18 protein-coding genes are annotated in these 18723 nt (G+C 66.0%); 1 reads left to right on the top strand and 17 read right to left on the bottom strand.

What is annotated here, in order from left to right; translation table 11 throughout:
• From LC092_RS13390 to gabT, 7 genes are all read right to left on the bottom strand, one after another.
• Nucleotides 1–804 carry an ABC transporter permease gene (locus LC092_RS13390; protein WP_224807091.1) on the bottom strand — a complete coding sequence of 268 codons (804 nt, stop codon included), beginning with the start codon at nt 802–804 and terminating at the stop codon, nt 1–3.
• Nucleotides 797–1621 (bottom strand): ABC transporter permease, encoded by an 825-nt coding sequence (locus tag LC092_RS13385; RefSeq protein ID WP_224807090.1) that lies wholly within the window; start codon nt 1619–1621, stop codon nt 797–799. The genes LC092_RS13390 and LC092_RS13385 overlap by 8 nt, the downstream gene beginning before the upstream one ends.
• Before the next feature lie 99 nt (nt 1622–1720).
• Complete coding sequence (locus LC092_RS13380; protein ID WP_224807089.1) at nt 1721–2755, bottom strand: ABC transporter substrate-binding protein; 1035 nt, start codon at nt 2753–2755, stop codon at nt 1721–1723.
• Between the two features lie 77 nt (nt 2756–2832).
• On the bottom strand, nt 2833–3309 hold the full coding sequence (locus LC092_RS13375) for a DUF3830 family protein (protein ID WP_224807088.1): 477 nt from the start codon (nt 3307–3309) through the stop codon (nt 2833–2835).
• Between the two features lie 110 nt (nt 3310–3419).
• Nucleotides 3420–4166 (bottom strand): gamma-glutamyl-gamma-aminobutyrate hydrolase family protein, encoded by a 747-nt coding sequence (locus LC092_RS13370; RefSeq protein ID WP_224807087.1) that lies wholly within the window; start codon nt 4164–4166, stop codon nt 3420–3422.
• A gap of 4 nt (nt 4167–4170) precedes the next feature.
• A complete protein-coding gene (locus LC092_RS13365) occupies nt 4171–5622 on the bottom strand; it encodes an NAD-dependent succinate-semialdehyde dehydrogenase (RefSeq protein WP_224807086.1) in 1452 nt (483 codons plus the stop codon).
• A gap of 19 nt (nt 5623–5641) precedes the next feature.
• A complete protein-coding gene (gabT, locus tag LC092_RS13360; protein ID WP_224807084.1) occupies nt 5642–6919 on the bottom strand; it encodes a 4-aminobutyrate--2-oxoglutarate transaminase in 1278 nt (425 codons plus the stop codon).
• Nucleotides 6920–7055: 136 nt separating this feature from the next.
• On the opposite strand from gabT, the gene LC092_RS13355 reads away from it, so the two are divergent.
• Nucleotides 7056–7973, top strand: a complete 918-nt coding sequence (locus tag LC092_RS13355; protein ID WP_224807082.1) for a LysR substrate-binding domain-containing protein — start codon at nt 7056–7058, stop codon at nt 7971–7973.
• Nucleotides 7974–8024: 51 nt separating this feature from the next.
• Here the strand turns inward: LC092_RS13355 and LC092_RS13350 are convergent, their stop codons facing one another.
• The 10 genes from LC092_RS13350 to LC092_RS13305 form a co-directional block, all read right to left on the bottom strand.
• A complete protein-coding gene (locus LC092_RS13350) occupies nt 8025–8354 on the bottom strand; it encodes a DUF4387 domain-containing protein (protein ID WP_224807081.1) in 330 nt (109 codons plus the stop codon).
• Nucleotides 8351–9733 carry an acyclic terpene utilization AtuA family protein gene (locus LC092_RS13345; protein WP_224807079.1) on the bottom strand — a complete coding sequence of 461 codons (1383 nt, stop codon included), beginning with the start codon at nt 9731–9733 and terminating at the stop codon, nt 8351–8353. The genes LC092_RS13350 and LC092_RS13345 overlap by 4 nt, the downstream gene beginning before the upstream one ends.
• Nucleotides 9734–9889: 156 nt before the next feature.
• Nucleotides 9890–10942 (bottom strand): sigma-54 interaction domain-containing protein, encoded by a 1053-nt coding sequence (locus LC092_RS13340; RefSeq protein WP_224807077.1) that lies wholly within the window; start codon nt 10940–10942, stop codon nt 9890–9892.
• A complete protein-coding gene (locus LC092_RS13335) occupies nt 10909–12012 on the bottom strand; it encodes a C45 family autoproteolytic acyltransferase/hydolase (RefSeq protein ID WP_224807076.1) in 1104 nt (367 codons plus the stop codon). The genes LC092_RS13340 and LC092_RS13335 overlap by 34 nt, the downstream gene beginning before the upstream one ends.
• Nucleotides 12009–13046, bottom strand: coding sequence for an ABC transporter ATP-binding protein (locus LC092_RS13330; RefSeq protein ID WP_224807075.1), 1038 nt, complete (start codon nt 13044–13046; stop codon nt 12009–12011). The genes LC092_RS13335 and LC092_RS13330 overlap by 4 nt, the downstream gene beginning before the upstream one ends.
• Nucleotides 13043–14047, bottom strand: coding sequence for an ABC transporter ATP-binding protein (locus LC092_RS13325; RefSeq protein ID WP_224807071.1), 1005 nt, complete (start codon nt 14045–14047; stop codon nt 13043–13045). Before LC092_RS13325 ends, LC092_RS13330 begins: the two co-directional genes overlap by 4 nt.
• Nucleotides 14048–14049: 2 nt before the next feature.
• On the bottom strand, nt 14050–14961 hold the full coding sequence (locus LC092_RS13320) for an ABC transporter permease (protein ID WP_224807069.1): 912 nt from the start codon (nt 14959–14961) through the stop codon (nt 14050–14052).
• Nucleotides 14958–15965, bottom strand: coding sequence for an ABC transporter permease (locus tag LC092_RS13315; RefSeq protein ID WP_224807068.1), 1008 nt, complete (start codon nt 15963–15965; stop codon nt 14958–14960). The genes LC092_RS13320 and LC092_RS13315 overlap by 4 nt, the downstream gene beginning before the upstream one ends.
• A 24-nt stretch (nt 15966–15989) precedes the next feature.
• Nucleotides 15990–17528 (bottom strand): ABC transporter substrate-binding protein, encoded by a 1539-nt coding sequence (locus LC092_RS13310; RefSeq protein ID WP_224807066.1) that lies wholly within the window; start codon nt 17526–17528, stop codon nt 15990–15992.
• 391 nt (nt 17529–17919) lie between these two features.
• A complete protein-coding gene (locus LC092_RS13305) occupies nt 17920–18669 on the bottom strand; it encodes a class I SAM-dependent methyltransferase (RefSeq protein ID WP_224807064.1) in 750 nt (249 codons plus the stop codon).
• Between the last annotated feature and the right edge of the window lie 54 nt (nt 18670–18723).

Below are 18723 nucleotides of genomic sequence, written 5' to 3'. Positions count from 1 at the left end.
TCAGGCACTCGCGAATTTCTGGACACCGAGCAGGCGGTCGATAACCAGGATCAAGGTGATGGTGAGGGCGATCATGATGGTGGAGACAGCGGCGACCGAGGGGTCGGGGCTGAACTCGAGCTGGCCATAGATCTGCACCGGCAAGGTGGTGAGACCGGGCTTGCGCAGAAAGAGCGCCAGCACCGCCTCGTCGAAGGAGATGTTGAAGGCGAAGAAGGCGCCGGCGATCAGGCCGGGGCGACACTGCGGCACGACCACCAGCCAGAGCCGCTGCAGGCGGCTTGCGCCCATGGTCTGCGCCGCCTCTTCCAGGAAGGGATCGGATTCCGACAGCACGGCCAGCGTGGTGCGCACCACATAGGGGATGGTGATCACCGTGTGGCTCAGCCACAGCGTGACGATGGAGACGGGACCGAAGATCGCGCTCCACAGCATCAGCATGCCGATGGCGTAGATGATCGTCGGCAGCACCAGCGGCGACAGGAAGAAGGTCGCCAGCGCGCCGGAAAACGGCAGCTTGCGCCGGTGCAGGGCAATCGCCGCCGCGCCGCCGACGAAGGTCGCCGTCAGCGTGACCAGGATCGCCACCCGCAGGCTGATCCAGGCGGCCCCGACATAGGCGTCGGATCCCAGCACCTCCTCGTACCAGCGCAGCGAGAAGCCGGACGGCGGGAAGGCGATGAACTGGCTTTCGGAGACCGACACGCCGACAACGACGACCAGCGGCGCCAGCAGGAAGATCGCCGTGAACACCACGAACACCATTGTGGCGAGGCGCAGCGGCGTCGAGATGGATTTAACCATTGGACCGACCTCCGGCGAGACGGGCGTAAGGCACGAGGATGAGCAGGATGCCGACGAAGAGGATCACCGCCTGGGCGGCCGCGAAGGGCCAGTCGAGCGTCTGCGTCACCGAGCGGTAGATGGAGGCCGCCAGCACCTGGATGCGCGACCCGCCGAGCAGGTTAGGCGTCACGAAGGAGCTTGCCGAGAGCGTGAAGACCAGCAGCGAGCCGGCAATGATGCCGGGAACCGCCAGCGGCAGCACCACGGTGCGCAGCGACTGGAGGAAGGAACACCCCATGGTGCGCGCGGCCTCTTCCAGCCGCGGGTCGATGCGGGTGACGATGCCCAGGATCGACAGGGTCATGAAGGGCAGCAGCACCTGCACCATGCCGATGACGATGGCGGTCTCGGTCTGCATGATCGCGAAATTGCGGCCGACGAGGCCCATGTCGCGCAGCATCTCGGGGATCAGCCCGGAGCGCGACAGCAGCACCATCCAGCCGAAGGTGCGCACCACGACGCTGGTCATCAGCGGCAGGATGACGAGCACGATCAGCCACAGCCGCAGCCGGGGCCCGACTCGCGCCATGATGTAGGCAAGCGGAAAGCCGATGGCCGCGCAGATCACGGTGATCAGGATCGACAGGCGCACCGTGCGCCACAGCACGCCGAGATAATAGGGGTCACCCAGGAAGCGGGTGAAATGGGCCAGCGTCGGCCCGTCATCGCCGGACACCGACAGGATCAGCATCTGGGTGATGGGGACGAAGAACGCCAGGGCCAGCAAAGCCAGGCCAGGCAAGACCAGCAGCGTGTTTTCCGCGCGATCGTTCATCGGGATCCCTTGCCTTGCGCCGGCTCGCGCCGGACGGTCGTTGAAAAGGCGACCGCCGCGCGGCGATACTGCCACGCGGCGGTGCGGTGTCGTGTCGGCTTAGCGGGCGATGGTCCGGTTCCAGGCGTCGACCCACTCCGACCGCTTCGCCTCGATCACGGTCGGATCGAAGCGCAGCAGGCCGGCCACGGCGGCCTCGCCATAGGCGACGTCGGCAGCGACCTCATCGGACAGCTCGACCGTCTTGTTGGTCGGCGAGTAGCGCAGCTCGCCGGCGAAGCACTCCTGCGCCTCGCGCGAGATCGACATGTCGATGAACTTCAGCGCCAGGTCCTGGTTGTCGCGACCGGCGACGAGGTTGGCGGTGATGAAGCTCGCCGGCGTGCCTTCCTCGCCCTGCACGAAGGCGGACGGCAGGCCGGCCTTGCGCAGCGTGAAGGCATAGTCGGAGGCATAAGGCGCGACCCAGGCGTCGTTCTGGGCGAATTCCTGCTGGATCTCAGGCGAGGTGTTCACGACGATGGCGCCATTGTCGAGCAGCTCGGTCACGGCGTCGAGACCCGGCTGGATGTCATCCAGCGTGCCGCCGCGCACCTTGTTGAGCATCAGGAAGCCGAGCATGCCGTAGCCGTTGGAGATATCGGTCAGCACGATGTGGTCGGCATAGGCCTTGTCGAAGAGATCGGCCCATTTGGCCGGCTTCTTCGGCGCGGTCTCGGAATTGTAGACGAGGCCGATGGCGGCGATCGAATAGGCCGGGCCCTCGCCTGCGGCAAGATTCGTCTTGGCGATGTCGTAGAGATTTTCCGCGTTCGACAGGCTGGCCGGATCGATCGGCGACAGCAGGCCTTCCTTGGCGCCGACGATCTCCTGGCCGCCGGAGAAGTGGATGACGTCGAACTGCGGCGCGTCCTTCTGGGCGCGGAGCTGGGCGAAGGCATCCGCGGAATAGGCGGTCACGATCTGGACGGTCGCGCCGGTTTCCTTCTCGAACGGATCGATAATGCACTGACGGTGCGCTTTTTCGTAGGCGCCGCCGAAGGAATTGATTGTGATGGTCTCGCCGGCGGCGAGCGCGCTGGTCGCCATCAGCGCCGCGATGCCGGAGGCGGCAAATGTCGTAATCACCTTCATGGCAGAGGTCCTCTCTGGGTTTTTCTTGCAGTCGGGACGGATGCGGCCCGGCACAGTCGGGCCGCATCCGTCGGGTATTACACGAGGCGACCGAGTTCGATCGTCTTCATGCCTTCCTTGCGGATCAGTTTGCACTGCTCGGCGATGGCGTCGAGGCCTTCGGTCATCCGGGCAAAATACGTGCAAGGGATCCAGCCGGTGGGGCCGAACGTGCGACCGCCAACGCCGTAGAACATGCCGATTTCCCAGAACTCGTCGGGATCGATCTTGAAGAAGTTCTTCGGCTGGTAGAACCACAGCATGTCGCCGGGCTCGGGGTAGACGGTCTGGTTTTCCGGCGGAAGGGTCGTCGGGTCGAACGTGCGGGCGCTTTCGGGCAGACCCATCATGATTTCCGGACCCGAGAAAATCGCGTGGCTGGCGGGAACCTGGATCGGGGTTTCAAGCGCCCCCCAGATTGCCTTGCAGGTCTCCGGGGCGTTTTCCCAATAAAGGGAAATGATCCCCTGCACGCCAGACTCGAGGAATTTCAGATAAAGCTTCTTGTCTGTCATAGCACTTTCACCGTTGTCAGATACCAGTATTTCAGGGCATCCGCGGTGATGTGTCCAATTCGAATGCAGAATTCGAGAGATAGATTTTTTTTATCGAGATGGCGGATTGATCAGCGCATTGCCGCGCGCGCCGCCTTGCCGACATGACGCCAGAAGGCCATGTCGTGGGCGCGTCCCTCGGGCTGCCATTCCGGGTGCCACTGTACCGCCAGAACGGGTGGCCGGCCCGGCGCGGAGGACACCGCCTCGACAACGCCGTCGGGCGAACGGGCCTCGACGCGCAATCCGGGCGCGAGACGGTCGACGCGCTGAAAATGCACGCTGTTGATCCTCACCGGCCCGGTTCCCGCGATGGTCTCCATCACCCCGCCCGGCTCGGCGACCGCGTCGTGCCCGTAGGCAAACATCTCCGCGAGGTCGACCCCTTCGGGCGCATGATGCGAGGGACCGTCGAGACCGGCCGCACGCTCGTCGACCAACGTCCCGCCGAGCGCGACATTAATCTCCTGCAAGCCCCGGCAGACGCCGAAAAGCGGCTTTCCCGCCGCCATCGTGGCGGCGATCAGCCCGGCCGAGGTCTCGTCGCGCTCAGGGTCGTAGGGCGGCGATCCGGCCATCTCCGGCGCGTAGCGCGACGGCTCGATGTTGGAATTCGAGCCGGTGAGCAGCACGGCATCGACGCGCGCCACCAAGGCCGCCGCGTCGGCCGCGCAGCCCATCGCCGGGGCGATCACCGGTACGGCGTCGCAAAAACGCGCGACAGCATCGAGATAGCGCCGCTTGACGATGCTTGCCGCCTCGCCCTCGACCTCACGGACGCAGGCGATGACGGCGATCACGGGTTTCGACTGCATCATGGGTTCAAAGCTCCAGGCCACCGATTACCGCATATTTCAGCTCGGTGAACTCCGCAATGCCGTGATGCGACCCTTCCCTCGCGTTTCCGCTCTGCTTGACGCCGCCGAAGGGTGCAAGTTCCGACGACAACACGCCGGTGTTGCATCCGACCATGCCGAATTGCAGCCGCTCCAGCATCCGGTAGCTCCGCGACATGTCGCGGGTGAAGAAATAGGCGGCAAGGCCCGCGTCGCTGTTGTTGGCCGCCGCCAGCACCTCGGCCTCCGTCTCGAAGGCGAAAACCGGCGCCAGCGGACCGAAGGTCTCCGAACAGGCCGCGAGCATGTCGGCACGCATGCCGGTCACGACCGTCGGCTCAAAAAAGGTGCCGCCGAGCCCGTGCCGCTTGCCGCCGGTGACCAGCGTGCCGCCCTTGGCAAGCGCATCCTCGACATGGGCCTCCACCTTTTTGACCGCGGCCATATTGATCAGCGGGCCCTGCTGCACGCCCGGCTCGCGGCCGTCGCCGACCTTGAGCGCACGCACGGCGGCGGCGAGCCGCTCGACAAAGGCGTCGTGGACGCCCTTTTGCACGTAGATCCGGTTGGCGCAGACGCAGGTCTGGCCCATGTTGCGGAACTTGGAGGCGATCACGCCGGCGACCGCCGCATCGAGATCGGCGTCGTCGAAGACGATGAAGGGCGCATTGCCGCCAAGCTCCAGCGCCACCCGCTTCATGCCGTCGGCGGCACCGCGCATCAGGTGCTTGCCGACCGCCGTCGACCCGGTGAAGCCCACCAGACGGACATCCGGATGCGACAGGAACACATCGCCGATGGCAGGTGCATCGCCGGTGATGACATTCAGCACGCCGGCCGGCACCCCGGCGCGCTCGGCAAGCCGGGCGAGCGCAAGCGCGGTCAGCGGCGTCTCGGGCGCCGGCTTCAGCACGATGGTGCAGCCGCAGGCAAGCGCCGGGGCGACCTTGCGGGTGATCATCGCAGCCGGGAAGTTCCAGGGCGTGATCACCGCGACCACGCCGATCGGCTGGCGCAGCACCATGGCGCGCGCATTTCCGGCTGCCGCCGGAATCACCTCACCGAGGATGCGCTTTGCCTCTTCCGCGTAATACTCGATGTAGGAGGCGGCATAGTCGATCTCGCCCAGCGCCTCGGCGAGCGGCTTGCCCTGCTCCGCCGTCAGCAGGGCGGCCAGCGCCTCGCGGTTTTCCATCACCAGATCGTGCCAGGCCCGGAGAATGCGGGCGCGCGCCTTCACCGGCGCCGCACCCCAGGCGGCAAGGGCTGCGGAGGCCGCGTCCACCGCCTGTGTTGCCGCCTCAGATCCGAGATGCGGCACCTTTGCGATCACCTCGCCGCGCGAAGGGTCTGTGACCGGGGTCTCGCCCTCTCCGAGCCAGGCGCCATCGATCAGGCAACGGGTTTCCAGAACGCTTGCATAGGATGTGTCAGCCATTGCGTCAGCTCCGTTTTATTCAGGATTCAAGGGCGTGCTCGAGCAGGCCGAGGCCTTCGTCGAGCACCGCGTCGGACACCGTCAGCGGCACGAGAATGCGCACCGTGTTGCCATGGATGCCGCAGGTCAGAAGCAGCAGGCCGGCCTCCAGCGCGCGGGTCGCAACGGCCTTGGCCGCCGCCGCATCCGGTTTTCCATCCGCGTCCACCAGGTCGAAGGCGATCATCGCGCCCGGGCCGCGCAGCGCGTCGATCCGGGATCCGGCGGGCGTTTTCGCGAAAGCCTCGAGCCGCTCGCGGATGCGCGCGCCCATGACGTCGGCGCGGGCGAGAAGCTTTTCCTCCTCGATCACCTCCAGCACGGCGAGTGCTGCCGCGCAGGCGACCGGATTGCCGGCATAGGTGCCGCCGAGGCTTCCCGGAGCGGCCTTGTCCATGATCTCCGCGCGTCCGACCACGCCCGACAGCGGGAAGCCGCCGGCCAGCGACTTGGCCACCGTGATCAGGTCCGGCGCGACGCCGGAATGCTCGATGGCGAACCACTTGCCCGTGCGCGCGATGCCGGACTGGATCTCGTCGGCGATCAGCACGATGCCGTGGCGGGTCGCGATCTCGCGCAGGGCCGTGAGCAGTTCCTTCGGCGCTTCATGAAAACCGCCCTCGCCCTGAACCGGCTCGATGATGATTGCGGCCACGTCCTTCGGCGCGATGTCGGCGCGAAACAGCCGGTCAAGGGCCGCCAGCGTGTCGGCGACGCTGACACCTTCGGCGGCGCAGGGAAACGGCAGATGATGAATGCCGGCGGGGCCGATGCCCAGTCCCTCGCGATAGGGCGCGACCTTGCCGGTCAGGCCCATCGTCAAATGGGTGCGGCCGTGAAAGCCGCCGGTGAAGGCAATCGCGCCGGGACGTCCGGTGGCCGCGCGCGCGATCTTGATCGCATTCTCGACCGCCTCCGCGCCGGTGGAGAAGAACGCACTGCGCAGCGGGCCCTCAATCGGTGCAATCGCGTTCAGCTTCTCGGCAAGCTGCACATAGGGCTCATAGGGCATGATCTGGAAGGCGGTGTGCGTATAGGCATCCATCTGCGCGCGGGCCGCCGCGATCACGCGCGGATGCAGGTGACCGGTGTTCAGGACGGCGATGCCGCCGGCGAAATCGATGTAACGCCGGCCTTCCACGTCCCAGACCTCGCTGTTCAGCGCCCGTTCGGCGTAGATCGCGGTCGCATTGGCGATGCCGCGCGGAATGGCGGCGGCGCGGCGGGCGGCGAGAGCGGCATTGGTCTTGGCGGTCATGGTGGCTCCATCGATGGTGCGGGAACACGGTCTCTCCCTCCGCCATAGCAGCGCGCGCGCATCGGCGGAGCCGCGATTGCGCCAGCCACCCTGGTGCACTAGAGTTTCCACTCACCGCTTTTCCGGACCAACCGTCATGCCGCTTCCCGCCCTGCCCCCGCTCCATCTCGTGCGCGCGCTTCACGCCGTCGGCCACACCGGCAGCATCCGCAAGGGCGCGGCCGAACTCGGAGTATCGCATACGGTGGTGAGCCGGCACCTGCGGGCGCTGGAGGCCTGGGCGGGCGCGAAACTGCTGGAGCGCGGTCCGCGCGGCGCGCGGCTGACGGTGGAGGGACAACAGGTGTTCGCGGCGAGCGAGACGGCCTTTGCCGCCCTTGCGACCGCCTTCGAGACCGTTGCCCCGCGCGGGGCGCCGACAAGCCTCAGGGTCTGGGCGATGCCGGGGCTTGCCGGGCGCTGGCTCGGCCCCCGGCTGGCGGAGATCGAACGGCTCTTGCCCGGCCTCGACGTCTCGATCCGCGCGACCGAGACGGCACCCGATTTCGCCGCCCATGAGGCGGATCTCTTCATCGGCTACGGCCCCGACGACGAACTGCCGGCGGAGGCGGAACTTCTGGTCACGCCGCGGATGTTTCCGGTCGCAAGCCCACTGTGGCTGGCGCGCAACGGCCGTCCGGCAAGCCTGCAGGCGCTTGCCCGGCAATCGCTGATCCACGAACGCGACCACACCCAGTGGCGACGCTGGCTGAAGGTTGCCGGCATCGAGCCGACGGCACCGCTCTCCGGCCCAAAGCTCTGGACAGCCAGCCTCGGACTGGACGCGGCGGCCGCCCATCAGGGCATCGCACTGGCGACCCAGCTTTCGGTGGCGCGGGAGATCGGGGAAGGACAACTGGTGGAGCTTTTCGACACCGAGATTTCGATCGGCAGCTACTATCTGCTTACCGGCCCGGAGCGGAAGAACAAGTCGCCGGTTCTGGCCTTCAGCGCCTGGCTTCGCAACCAGCTCGCCTGCGATGAAGCTGGCCTCCCGGCCGCAGGTGCGGCCTGACGGCGGCGCGAACCGTCGCCGCGCCGCCATTCATTGTTTTCGAACGCCCGCTCAGGCGTCGACGGTCACATCCACATCGAGCAGCGGCGCATATTGCTGCGCGCCGAAGATGTCCGGATCGCCCGGGCTTCCGCTCGGGCGCGGACGCAGGATCGTGAACTTGATCGCATAGGCCGGATCGTATTCGACGAAATCGGTGATGCGGTTGTCGCCGATGTTGAACAGCGCCGAGACGCTCGCCCGCGTCAGCGCGCCGGAGCGCTTGACCATCTCGTAGACATCGCGCTCGCGGAAGATCACGTCGAAGGTGATCTTGTCCGTGCCCGCATTCTTCGACCGGATGGTCTTGGCCAGTTCCGAGAGCTTCTTCGTCGTCATCATGCAGTCTCCAGAACGTCGGACCCGACGATCTCGCTGTGGGTGGGGAAGAGGGCGAGCGGGTCATTGACCGCCATGGTGTGGTTGAGGGTCCAGCGGCAGCCGGGGCTTGCCTCCATCACCTCGTCGAACACGAAGGAAACGCCGCCGGCGGTGCCCTTCACCTCGGGCAGGCGGGCGTAGAACAGCTGCCGCGTGCCGGTGATCGTCAGTTCCTCGGCCATCTCGCGGGTCGGCGCCACGCCCTGCACAACGATCAGGAGCTCATGGGCGGGCTTGTCCTTCAAGGGTTCCATTTCGCCCATGATGCCGTTGCGGCCGAAGACGTTGTAGTGCAGCTCCCAGCCATCGTCGCCGAAGCGCTCGCGCACCTGGGTCCGCGCCCATTCGATCACCGCGTCGACATTGGCGATCGTATAGGGGTCGCGAATGCCGGCCATGCCGACGAAGCGCGCGCCGAGGCGGCCCGAGCCTTCCAGCTTGACGCGGAACTCCTCCGCCGGGACGAACTTCATGCCGGTCACGCGGGTGGTCTTCTCGCTGACCTGCTCATAGTGGCAGTCGGTCATGTCGAGCAGGCCGCCGGCGACATACTCGTGGAACGGGTTGGAGCGCTCGTACATGGCGTGACCGGCGACCGAGGCGACCGTGCAGCGCTGCCCGGGATGCATCGCGGTCACCTCCACAAACTCCGGCGTGATCTCGCCCATCACGGTCTCCTTCGCGCCATAGGGTTCGGCGCAGAAAGAGGCGCATTCCAGCACCTTGCCGAGGTAGTAGGCCTGGGCGTCGGGAAAGCCCTCGTGCAGGGCGGCGGCGGCGAAGATCGCGCTGTCGGACGAGCGTCCGCCGATGATCACGTCGCAGCCTTCTTCCAGCAGGGCCCGGAACGGATGCACGCCCGCCATGGCGACGATCCGGTCGGTCGCGTCCAGCTCGGCCTCGTCGAGGTCCGGCCGGCCGTCCAGGCCCCGGACCGGCGATCCGCCGCGAATGCTGGCGCGAACCGTCTCCTTGTCGACCTCGGAGTAGAACCAGCCGAGGCGGAAGGGCGCGAGGTCATGCTTGCGGGCGAGATCGCGGATGATCTCGACATACATGTCGACCCGGCTGTTGGTGCCCGTGTCGCCGGCAGAGCCGATGATCATCGGCTTTCCGGTCTTGCGGGCCGCCAGCAGCATGACCTCCAGGTCGTGCTCCTGCCAGGCCCGGGGGCTGGCGCATGTGTCGCTGCCAAGCGGAACCGGACCGATGTCGTCGCTGCCGGAATCGGCGGCGATATAATCGGTGCCGGCCTCGACGGCGATGCGAAAGCTCTCCGTCTTGAGCGGCGCGAAGCCCAGATGCCCGTTCGGGCAAATGACCTTGAGCGATTTCGTCATGTCTGAATTCTCCGGTCTGAATATCCCGACCGCCCCTATGCAGGGAGCATGCCAATCACAAATCGCGAAAAAAGTTCATTATTCGCAATATCTTATTGAAAAAACCCGTCATCCGCTGCGATGCGCGCGCCGTTCGCACGCAGCCATGCGCGGTTCTCACGCATCGATCATCCCGAGCTTGAGCATCTGGTGGCGCAGCGCGTGCCGGCTGATCTTGAGAAGGGCCGCCGCGTCCTTGAGATTGTTCTTCGAGGTGCCGAGCGCCTGTTCGATCAGCTTGCGCTGATAGGCTTCGGTCGCCGCGCGAAACCCCATGGAGAGATCGGCGCGCGCCGAGGCCGGCCCCGCGCCGCTTCCGCCGCGCACCGTGCGCAGGATCCGGTCCGGCAGGTGATGCGGCTCGACAATGTCGTCGTCTTCCAGGATGAAGATGCGCTCGATCAGGTTTTCCAGTTCCCGCACATTGCCCGGCCACTGGTACTGCAGGAAAATCTCGGCGGTCTCCGGCGACAGCCCCTTGATCGCGCGCTTGTAGCGCGCGTTGAAGCGGGAGATGAAATAGTCGGACAGCTTCAGGACATCGTCGCCGCGCTCGGCGAGCGCGGGAATATTGATCGCCACCACCTGCAGGCGGAAATAGAGATCCTCGCGGAAATTGCCGGCCACCACCTCCGACAGCAGCACCTTGTTGGTCGCTGCAATGAAGCGGACGTCGACGGAGGTGGTCTTGACCGCGCCGACCCGGCGAAACTCGTGGGTGTCGAGCAGGCTGAGCAGCTTGGTCTGGAGCATCGGCTCCATCTCGCGGATCTCGTCGAGGAAGATCGTGCCGTGGTTCGCCGCCTCGACCAGCCCGACCTTGCGGTCCACCGCGCCGGTGAAGGCGCCCTTCTCGTGGCCGAAGAGTTCCGATTCCAGCAGGCTTGAGGGGATCGCCGCGCAGTTGATGTCGACGAACTGCTTCGAGGCGCGGGCGGACAGGCGGTGCAGCATGCGCGCGACCATGCCCTTGCCGGTGCCGGTCGGCCCGTAGATCAGCACATTCTGCGCCGGCGAGCGGGCCACCCGCTCGATCAGGGTCCGCAACGCCAGAATGCTCGGATGATCGCCGATCAGGTCGTTCTGGTAACCCGTCATGCCCGCCCCTTGCGCCCCCTTGGGAGCGCCGGCGACGCTCACAGGGCGAACCGCTTCCACGTCCCAAGACATGGGGTTCCCTCGTGGAAATATAGACAAGGATCGTGGGCGGAATAAACCACCGACGACAGCGTCTGCGCCTCCGTGCCCTCGGCATGCTGGCAAACGGGCGCAGGCGCGCCCGCGTCGTCCGTGTGCCGGGCCATCAGCGCCATCACCTCGGCGACCTCGCCGGTCAGCTCGGGCAAATGCTGCGACAGGAAGGCGCGCCGCTGCTCGGAATTCGCGGCAATACGGTCGTCGTCGGGCGGCAGCGTGTCGTCGCGAAGCTCCGCGGACAGGAAGTGATTCGTGCGCAGGACCCGCTCGCCCTCCTCCACCGCGACCGCGTCGGCGCCCAGTTCCACGGCGGCTGCCGCCCCCGCCTCATCGGCGAGGATCAGCGTGCCGCCTCCGGCATGCGGGACGGAGCGGATGAAGGCCAGCGCCTCGGCCACATCGGCGCAGCGCGCGAGCACCCGCGTCATCAGGAAATAGCGCAGCCAGCCGACCCGATGGGTGCGCGCGCCGATCTGGGTATCGGCCAGCATCAGCCCGCGCGCGTTCATGCCGCTGGAATAGGCGCCGGGGCTGCCGAGGCTGCCGACGCAGAGCATCGATCCGGTGGCAATGTCCGGCCCGCTGTGGCGGGCCACGGTCTGGATCCCCAGATGCGTGCCGGAAAAATCCCGGTTCTTGGCAACGAGCGGCCCGTCGCGACCGGCGGCAAGCGCAAAGGCGCTGCAGCCGTCGCCGTCGAGCGGGGCGCCATCAAGCGTCGCGCCCTCTCCGAGATCGCCGATGATACGCATGTGCAAATGGGCGAAGAGGTCGTCGACCTCCAGAGCGAAGCCCTCGGCGATACCGCAGACTTCGGCGAGAGAGCCGGGGTCGTGTTGCTCAGCGAAGCGCCGCTGCGCCGCCAGATAGGCGAGCGCCCTGTCGTCGAAGACACCGGCCCGGCGGGCCTCCTGCACGCGTGCCACCGTCGCGGCGGCGACCCGCGCGGCATCGCTGCCCGATGCCGAGGCCTGAGCCAGACCGCGCTGAAAGGCGTCGCCGCGCAGCTCCAGCGGCTGAAGCTCCTCGATGTGCTCCATCATCGCGCCTGCACTCCCGCTACGGTTTCCCGGACGGAGAGGTCTTCAGACAGCCGGTGACAGGCTGCCTGATGACCGGGCGCAACCTGCTCGGAGATCGGTGCCTCGCGCCGGCAAACGTCGATCGCCAGGGGGCAGCGCGTGTGGAACTTGCAGCCCGTCGGCGGGTCGAGCGGCGAGGGAAGCTCGCCTGCGAGCCGCACCCGCTGGTGCTTGCCCGGCGCATCGACGTCGGGCACGGCCGACATCAGGCTCTGGGTGTAGGGATGGCGCGGCCGGGCGAGGACATCGTCCGTCGGCCCCATCTCGACGATCTCGCCCAGATACATCACCGCCACCCGGTCGCTGAGATAGCCGATCACGGAAATATCGTGAGAGATGAAGAGATAGGTCAGCCCCATCTCGTCCTTCAGCTCCAAGAGCAACTGGATGATCTGCGCCTGGATCGAGACATCGAGCGCGGAGACCGGCTCGTCGCAGACGATGAACTCCGGATGGCTGATCAGCGCCCGCGCGATGCCGATGCGCTGGCGCTGGCCGCCGGAAAACTGGTGCGGATAGCGGTCGAGATGCGCCGCGTTCAGCCCCACCCGCTCCAGAATGCGCGCCACCGTCTCGCGCACTTCCTGGGTGGTCTTCGCCAACCCGTGGAGCCTGAGCGGCAGGCCGACGATATCGGCGACCGTAGAGCGCGGATTGAGCGAGGCGTAAGGATCCTGAAACACGATCTGCATGCGCCGGCGCATGTCCTTCAGCGCCCCGGCGGAGAGCGCGGTGACGTCCTCGCCATCGAATTCGACACGGCCCGCCGTCGGCTCGTGCAGACGCAGAACCGCGCGCCCGAGCGTGGACTTGCCGCATCCGCTCTCGCCGATCAGGCCGAGCACCTCGCCGCGTCGGACCTCGAAGGAGACGTCGTTGACGGCCTTGACCGAGAAGGGCCGCACGCCGGCGAGCCGATTGGCGAGCGTTTGCCGCCCCTGATAGACCTTGGACAGATTTTCGACGCTCAGAAGCGGTTTGGCCGGCGATGTCATGCGACCTCCTCCTGCGTGAGGGCAATGCAGCGCGCGCGACGGTCGGGACCGACGCTGCGCATCTCGACGGACTGCAGGCAGGCATCCGTGCGTTCGGGACAGCGCGAATAGAACCGGCACTGCGGCGGCAGCCCGACCAGATTGGGCACCTGCCCCTGGATCGGCCGGATCGGCTTGCCCCGCAGCGACAGGCGCGGAATGGAGCCGAGAAGCCCGCGCGTGTAGGGATGCTGCGGATTGGAAATCACATCCACCGTCGACCCTTCCTCGACGACCTGTCCGGCATACATCACCATCACGCGGTCGCAATGTTCGGCGACCACGCCCAGATCATGGGTGATCAGCACCACGCTCATGCCGAGCCTTGCGCGGATGTCGGAAATCAGCTCCAGCACCTGCGCCTGAATGGTCACGTCGAGCGCCGTGGTCGGCTCGTCGGCGATCAGGAGCTTGGGGCCGGGGGCAAGCGCAATGGCGATCATGATGCGCTGGCGCATGCCGCCGGAGAACTCGTGCGGATACTGGCCGAGACGGCTGTCGGGCGAGGGAATGCCGACGAGCCGGAGCATCTCCACCGACTTGTCGCGGATCGCGCGCCGCCGGGCAGCGCCGCGCGCCGGCAGGTCGTCGTCGTGGGCATCCAGCATCTCGGAGAGCTGCTCGCCCACGGTCAGCGCCGGATTGAGCGCCGTCAGCGCGTCCTGCATGGTCATCGAGATGTCGCGGCCGCGAATGGCGCGCATCTCGCGGGTGGACAGGCGGGTCAGATCCTGACCCTCGAAGCGGATGGCGCCGCTTTCGATGCGCCCCGGCGAACGCACCAGCCCCATCACCGAGGAAAAGGTGACGCTCTTGCCGGAGCCCGATTCGCCGACGACGCCGAGGCACTCGCCGCGCCGGACCGTGACGTCGACACCGTCGACCGCGCGCACCACCCCCTCGCTCGTGTCGAAGACCGTGCGCAGGCCGTCGACCTCAAGCAGATTTTCGTTGCGAGACATGGTCACTCCTGAAACCGCGGATCGAAGGCGTCGCGCAGGCCCTGGCTCGCCACATTGATGGCAAGCACGAGCACAAGGATCGCGAGACCGGGGAAGGTGCTGACCCACCAGGCACCGAGGATATGGGCCCGCCCGTCGGCGACCATCGAGCCCCAGGAGGCCGTCGGCGGCTGAACCCCGAGACCGAGGAAGCTGAGGCTGGCCTCGAGGATGATCACATGGGCAATGCGGATGGTCGACACGACGATCACCGGCGACAGGATGTTGGGCAGGATCTCCTTGACCATGATGTGCCCGGAAGAGGCGCCCAGCGCCCGCGCGGCCTCGACATATTCCAGCTCGCGCGTCGCCAGCGTCTCGCCGCGCACCACCCGGCAGGGGATCACCCATTCCTTGTAGGCGAGCGCCAGGATGATGTTGACCAGCCCCGGCCCCATCATCGCCATCAGGCCGATGGCGAAGATCAGGTAGGGAAAGCTCAGCAAAATATCGACGAGACGCGAGATTGCCACGTCGACCCAGCCGCGGAAATAACCGGCGGCGAGACCGGCGGCGATGCCGACGGTGGTCGCGACGAAGATCACGGCCGCACCGATGAAGATGGAAATCCGCGAGCCGTAGATGATGCGCGACAGGATATCGCGCCCCAGCGCATCGCAGCCGAGCAGATAAGCCCATTCGCCGCCCGTCTGCCAGGCCGGCGGCTGCAGGCGGCGGAAGAGGTCCGTCTCGTTGGGATCATGCGGCGCGATGAAGGGCGCGAAGATCGCCAGGAGCACGAAGAGGACAACGATGCCGACGCTTGCCATCGCCAGGCGATTGGAGGCGAACTGGCGCAGGTTGCGGCGAAAGATCGTCTGGCCGGCACCGGAGGCGGCGGCGACCGGTGCGGAATTCAGGGCAGCACTCGTCACAGCTTCACCCTCGGATTGAGCGTCGTGTAGAGAATGTCGGCGATGAAGTTCAGCAGCACATAGGTGACCGCGTAGAACAGCACCGCCGCCTGGACGAGCGGGTAGTTGCGCAAAAAGACGCTTTCGACCACCAGCCGCCCGAGACCGGGCCAGCCGAACACCGTCTCGACGATCATGTTGCCGCCAAGCAGCGATCCGGTCTCGATGGCGGCGACCGAAACGGTCGGGATCAGCGCGTTCTTCAGCGCGTGGCGAAACAGGATCCGCCCGCGCTTCAGCCCCTTGGCCTCGGCGAAGACGATATAGTCCTGCCGCATCACCTCAAGCATCGAGGTGCGGGTGACGCGCATCAGGATCGCGGTCATCGGCAGACCCAGGGTGATCGCTGGCAGCAGGATGTGTTTGAACGCGTCCCAGAAGGCATCCGGGCGTCCGCGCAGCAAGGTGTCGATCAAAAGGAAATGGGTGATCGGCTCGATCTCGCTGTCGAACCCGATCCGACCCGACACCGGCAGCAGTTGCAGGTGCACCGCAAACAGCATCAACAGCAGGATGCCGAACCAGAAGCCCGGCAGCGAGACGCCGAGCAGCGATCCGACGGTTGCCATCTTGTCGAGGATGGAGTTGCGCCGGATCGCGGCCAGGACGCCGAGGGGGATCGCCGTCACCAGCGCGATGATCAGGGCGACGAGACTAAGCTCGATGGTCGCGGGCAGACGCTCGACGATCACGTCGAGCACGGGCCGGCGGTGATAGAAGCTGGTGCCGAAATCCCCCTGCACCGCGTTTCCAAGGAACACGAAGAACTGGCGATGGACCGGAAGGTCCAGGCCGAGGTCCTCGCGCATCGCCTGTTCCTGCTCCGGCGTGACGTTCTGATCTCCGATCATGATGTCCACCGGATCGCCCGGGGTCAGCGCCATCATCAGGAAGACGATCACGCTCACACCGAGCAAAACGGGGACGAGATGGAGCAGCCTTTCGGCGAGCTTGCCCAACGACATATGCTTGTCCCGTCCGTTCTGGGGTCAATCGACGCAAGCGTCGTGCAGGTTGATGCGGCTGTCCGCGCTCGGACGCCATCCCTTCAGCCGCTTGGACACGCCGTAGATGTCCTGCGGAACCCACAGGTAGAGATACGGCAGCTCCGCGTTGACGATCTGCTCGGCCTTGCGGTAGAGCGCGGCGCGCTTTTCCGTGTCGAGTTCAACCGCCGCCTCGTCGAGCAGGCGGTCGACCTCCGGATTGGAATAGCCGGCGGAGTTGCCGCGGTCGTTGGTGCGGTGCGTCGGGGTGAAGATGTCGAAGGGATCGAGCGACCCGTTGCCCCAGGAGGTGAAATACATGTCACCGGACTTCGGCCCGCCCTTGGTGCGCCACTTCTGCGTCATCTGCGCGCCCTCGCCCACCGCGACACGGGTGTTGAACCCACCCTTTGTGAGCAGCGAGGCGACCGCCTCGGCAATGTCCTTGTAGGCGCCGACCGTGTCCATGGTCACCTCGACGCCGTCCGGGTACCCGGCCTCGGCAAGCAGGGCGCGCGCCTTTTCCGGGTCGTATTCGTAGACCGGCAGGTCGGTGCTCGCCGCGAAGGCGTCCGGAGACAGAATGCCCTCGATCCGCGCGGCGTTGCCGCCGAGAATGCGGTCGATGATCAGATCCTTGTCGATCGCGTGGGCCGCGGCCTGACGCACCTTGGGATTGCTGAACAGCTCGCCTTCCATGTTCATCGCGACGAAGAAGCTGCGGGTGCCGTTGACGGTCATCACGTCGGTGCCGGGATTGTTCTTCACCTGCTCGACTGAAAAGGGCGGCAGCTCGTTGATAATGTCGACGTCGCCGGACAGAAGCGCGGCCACGCGCGATGCCGATTCGGGAATGATCTTGAAGATCGCCCGTTCGACGCAGGCCTTGCCGACCGGCTCGATGGAGGGCGCGCCGCCGTAATAGCCCTCGAACCGCTCCATGATGATGGCGTCGCCCTTGCGCCAGTCGACCAGCTTGAAGGGGCCGGCGCCGTTCACCTGGGTCGCGAGACCTTCGGTTCCGACCTTCTCGACGAAGGCCTTGGAGACGATCTCCTGGAACGGCAGCATCGCCGGAAGGATCGGCCAGGGTTCGGACAGGGTGATGCGCACGGTGTTGCCATCGCGCACCTCGATGGATTCGACCGGTCCGAGCAGGCTCTTGCGCGGGCTGGTCTGGCCGTCGCCCATCGCGCCTTCGGCCGTCAGCCGCTCCAGCGTGAAACGCACGTCCTCCGCCGTCAGCGGCGAGCCGTCGTGGAAGGTGATGCCGTCGCGGATGCGGAAGTCGTAGACCGTCGGCGACACCAACTCGTAGGATTCGGCGATCTCCGGCACCACCTTCATGTCGCCGTCGCGGGTGACGAGACCGTCGTACATGTTGCGGATGATGGTCTCGGTTTCGCGGTTGCGGTGATTGGCCGGATCCAGCGTCATGGCATCGAGCGTAAAGCCAACCCGAAGCTCCGAAGCCTGCACGGCCGAAAGCGAGACGCCCAAAGCCGCCGCCGTCGCAAACAGAACTCGTCCTAGTCTAACCATCCAAACGTCCTCCCGTTTCTGTCGTATCCGGCCCTGCCTCGGCAGGCCTCACTATGCCGGCTCATTCGGGTTAGCAAGCGTCATGCCAGATACCACCATTCAAGACGGGAAGTTTTTTACCTTTTATATCATATGTTTAGAGATGAGGCGCTCCGAAAGAACCCGACAAGCCGAAAGTAATGCGGGATTCTCACGCATGCGATAAATTTTCACGCGCCGCCGGAAGTCCGCCGCAGCCGGCGTTGCAGGGCGAAAGCGCGACCAGGGGAAGCGCCTGCAAGATCCGAAGATCCGGGAGGCGCGGGGACGGCAGCGGCGCCGCGCAGGCGCGCCCTGTGTCGGGCGTCAAGCTGACCCGACAGGGGACAAATGCGCGTGGACGGGGAACCGGTCAGGCTTGTTCCCGCCGCGCCCCGCCTGGCCGCTTTCTCACGATCAGCTGATAATCGAAGCTCAGGATCTCCAGCCGGTGGCGCTTCATGCGCAGGAAGGCATTTATGGCGCTGGCGGGATTTTCCAGTTCGGCCTCGTAGTAGGTCCAGAAATAGTCGTCGAAAATGAGGACCCCGCCATCCGCCAGCATCTTGAAGCAATTGACGGCATCAACGATCACATCGTCGCTGCGATGGGACCCGTCGACATAGATCAGGTCGTAGCGCTCCCGCCCATCAGATGCCTGGTAGAAAGACAGGGACGTGCCCTTGTATTTTGTGACCCTGCCGGAAAACGCGGACGTGTTCGTGTCGAAAGCCGCTTCCACCGTCTCCAGCACCTGAGGCGTGGCGGCGTCGCCGTTCCTGTGTTCGTCGGAACCTTCCCAGGTATCGACACAGGTCAGACGGGCCTGTCCCAGACTGCGCAGGAAGAAGCACGCCGAAACGCCCTGCCAGCTACCGATCTCCAGACAATTCAGCGCATCACGCTCTTTCAGGCCGGCGATGTCGACCGCCCTCAGGATGGCGGGAATGCCGTCGGTGAACCAGTCGGACGCAATCGTCAGATGCTTGAGGTAGCGCCTGAAATCGTCCCGCGCCTCTTCGTAGTTCGTCCCGTCCGGCGACGAGCGGCCGGACAACCGGCGAAGAGCGTTGCAGCGAAGATACGCGCACAGGCTCCACGCCGGGGCACCGGTGCGAAGCATGAAGCCCAGCTTCCAGAAAGCGTGTCTCACCGCGGCCCGAGAGATCATGTCGGT

Source organism: Stappia stellulata (assembly GCF_020176715.1).
Lineage (GTDB): Bacteria > Pseudomonadota > Alphaproteobacteria > Rhizobiales > Stappiaceae > Stappia.
The sequence above is the reverse complement of the archived record's forward strand: the minus strand, read 5'-3'. Positions and strand labels throughout refer to the sequence as shown.

Bases quoted from the DNA above. Each gene is read 5' to 3' on its own strand.
- LC092_RS13370 (WP_224807087.1), bottom strand. From the start codon at position 4,166: ATGATGCAGTCGAAACCCGTGATCGCCGTCATCGCCTGCGTCCGTGAG.
- LC092_RS13340 (WP_224807077.1), bottom strand. From the start codon at position 10,942: ATGTCTTGGGACGTGGAAGCGGTTCGCCCTGTGAGCGTCGCCGGCGCT.
- LC092_RS13345 (WP_224807079.1), bottom strand. From the start codon at position 9,733: ATGACGAAATCGCTCAAGGTCATTTGCCCGAACGGGCATCTGGGCTTC.
- LC092_RS13350 (WP_224807081.1), bottom strand. From the start codon at position 8,354: ATGATGACGACGAAGAAGCTCTCGGAACTGGCCAAGACCATCCGGTCG.
- LC092_RS13385 (WP_224807090.1), bottom strand. From the start codon at position 1,621: ATGAACGATCGCGCGGAAAACACGCTGCTGGTCTTGCCTGGCCTGGCT.
- LC092_RS13380 (WP_224807089.1), bottom strand. From the start codon at position 2,755: ATGAAGGTGATTACGACATTTGCCGCCTCCGGCATCGCGGCGCTGATG.
- LC092_RS13330 (WP_224807075.1), bottom strand. From the start codon at position 13,046: ATGACATCGCCGGCCAAACCGCTTCTGAGCGTCGAAAATCTGTCCAAG.
- gabT (WP_224807084.1), bottom strand. From the start codon at position 6,919: ATGACCGCCAAGACCAATGCCGCTCTCGCCGCCCGCCGCGCCGCCGCC.
- LC092_RS13310 (WP_224807066.1), bottom strand. From the start codon at position 17,528: ATGGTTAGACTAGGACGAGTTCTGTTTGCGACGGCGGCGGCTTTGGGC.
- LC092_RS13325 (WP_224807071.1), bottom strand. From the start codon at position 14,047: ATGTCTCGCAACGAAAATCTGCTTGAGGTCGACGGCCTGCGCACGGTC.
- LC092_RS13390 (WP_224807091.1), bottom strand. From the start codon at position 804: ATGGTTAAATCCATCTCGACGCCGCTGCGCCTCGCCACAATGGTGTTC.
- LC092_RS13365 (WP_224807086.1), bottom strand. From the start codon at position 5,622: ATGGCTGACACATCCTATGCAAGCGTTCTGGAAACCCGTTGCCTGATC.
- LC092_RS13335 (WP_224807076.1), bottom strand. From the start codon at position 12,012: ATGATGGAGCACATCGAGGAGCTTCAGCCGCTGGAGCTGCGCGGCGAC.
- LC092_RS13315 (WP_224807068.1), bottom strand. From the start codon at position 15,965: ATGTCGTTGGGCAAGCTCGCCGAAAGGCTGCTCCATCTCGTCCCCGTT.
- LC092_RS13375 (WP_224807088.1), bottom strand. From the start codon at position 3,309: ATGACAGACAAGAAGCTTTATCTGAAATTCCTCGAGTCTGGCGTGCAG.
- LC092_RS13355 (WP_224807082.1), top strand. From the start codon at position 7,056: ATGCCGCTTCCCGCCCTGCCCCCGCTCCATCTCGTGCGCGCGCTTCAC.
- LC092_RS13305 (WP_224807064.1), bottom strand. From the start codon at position 18,669: ATGCTTCGCACCGGTGCCCCGGCGTGGAGCCTGTGCGCGTATCTTCGC.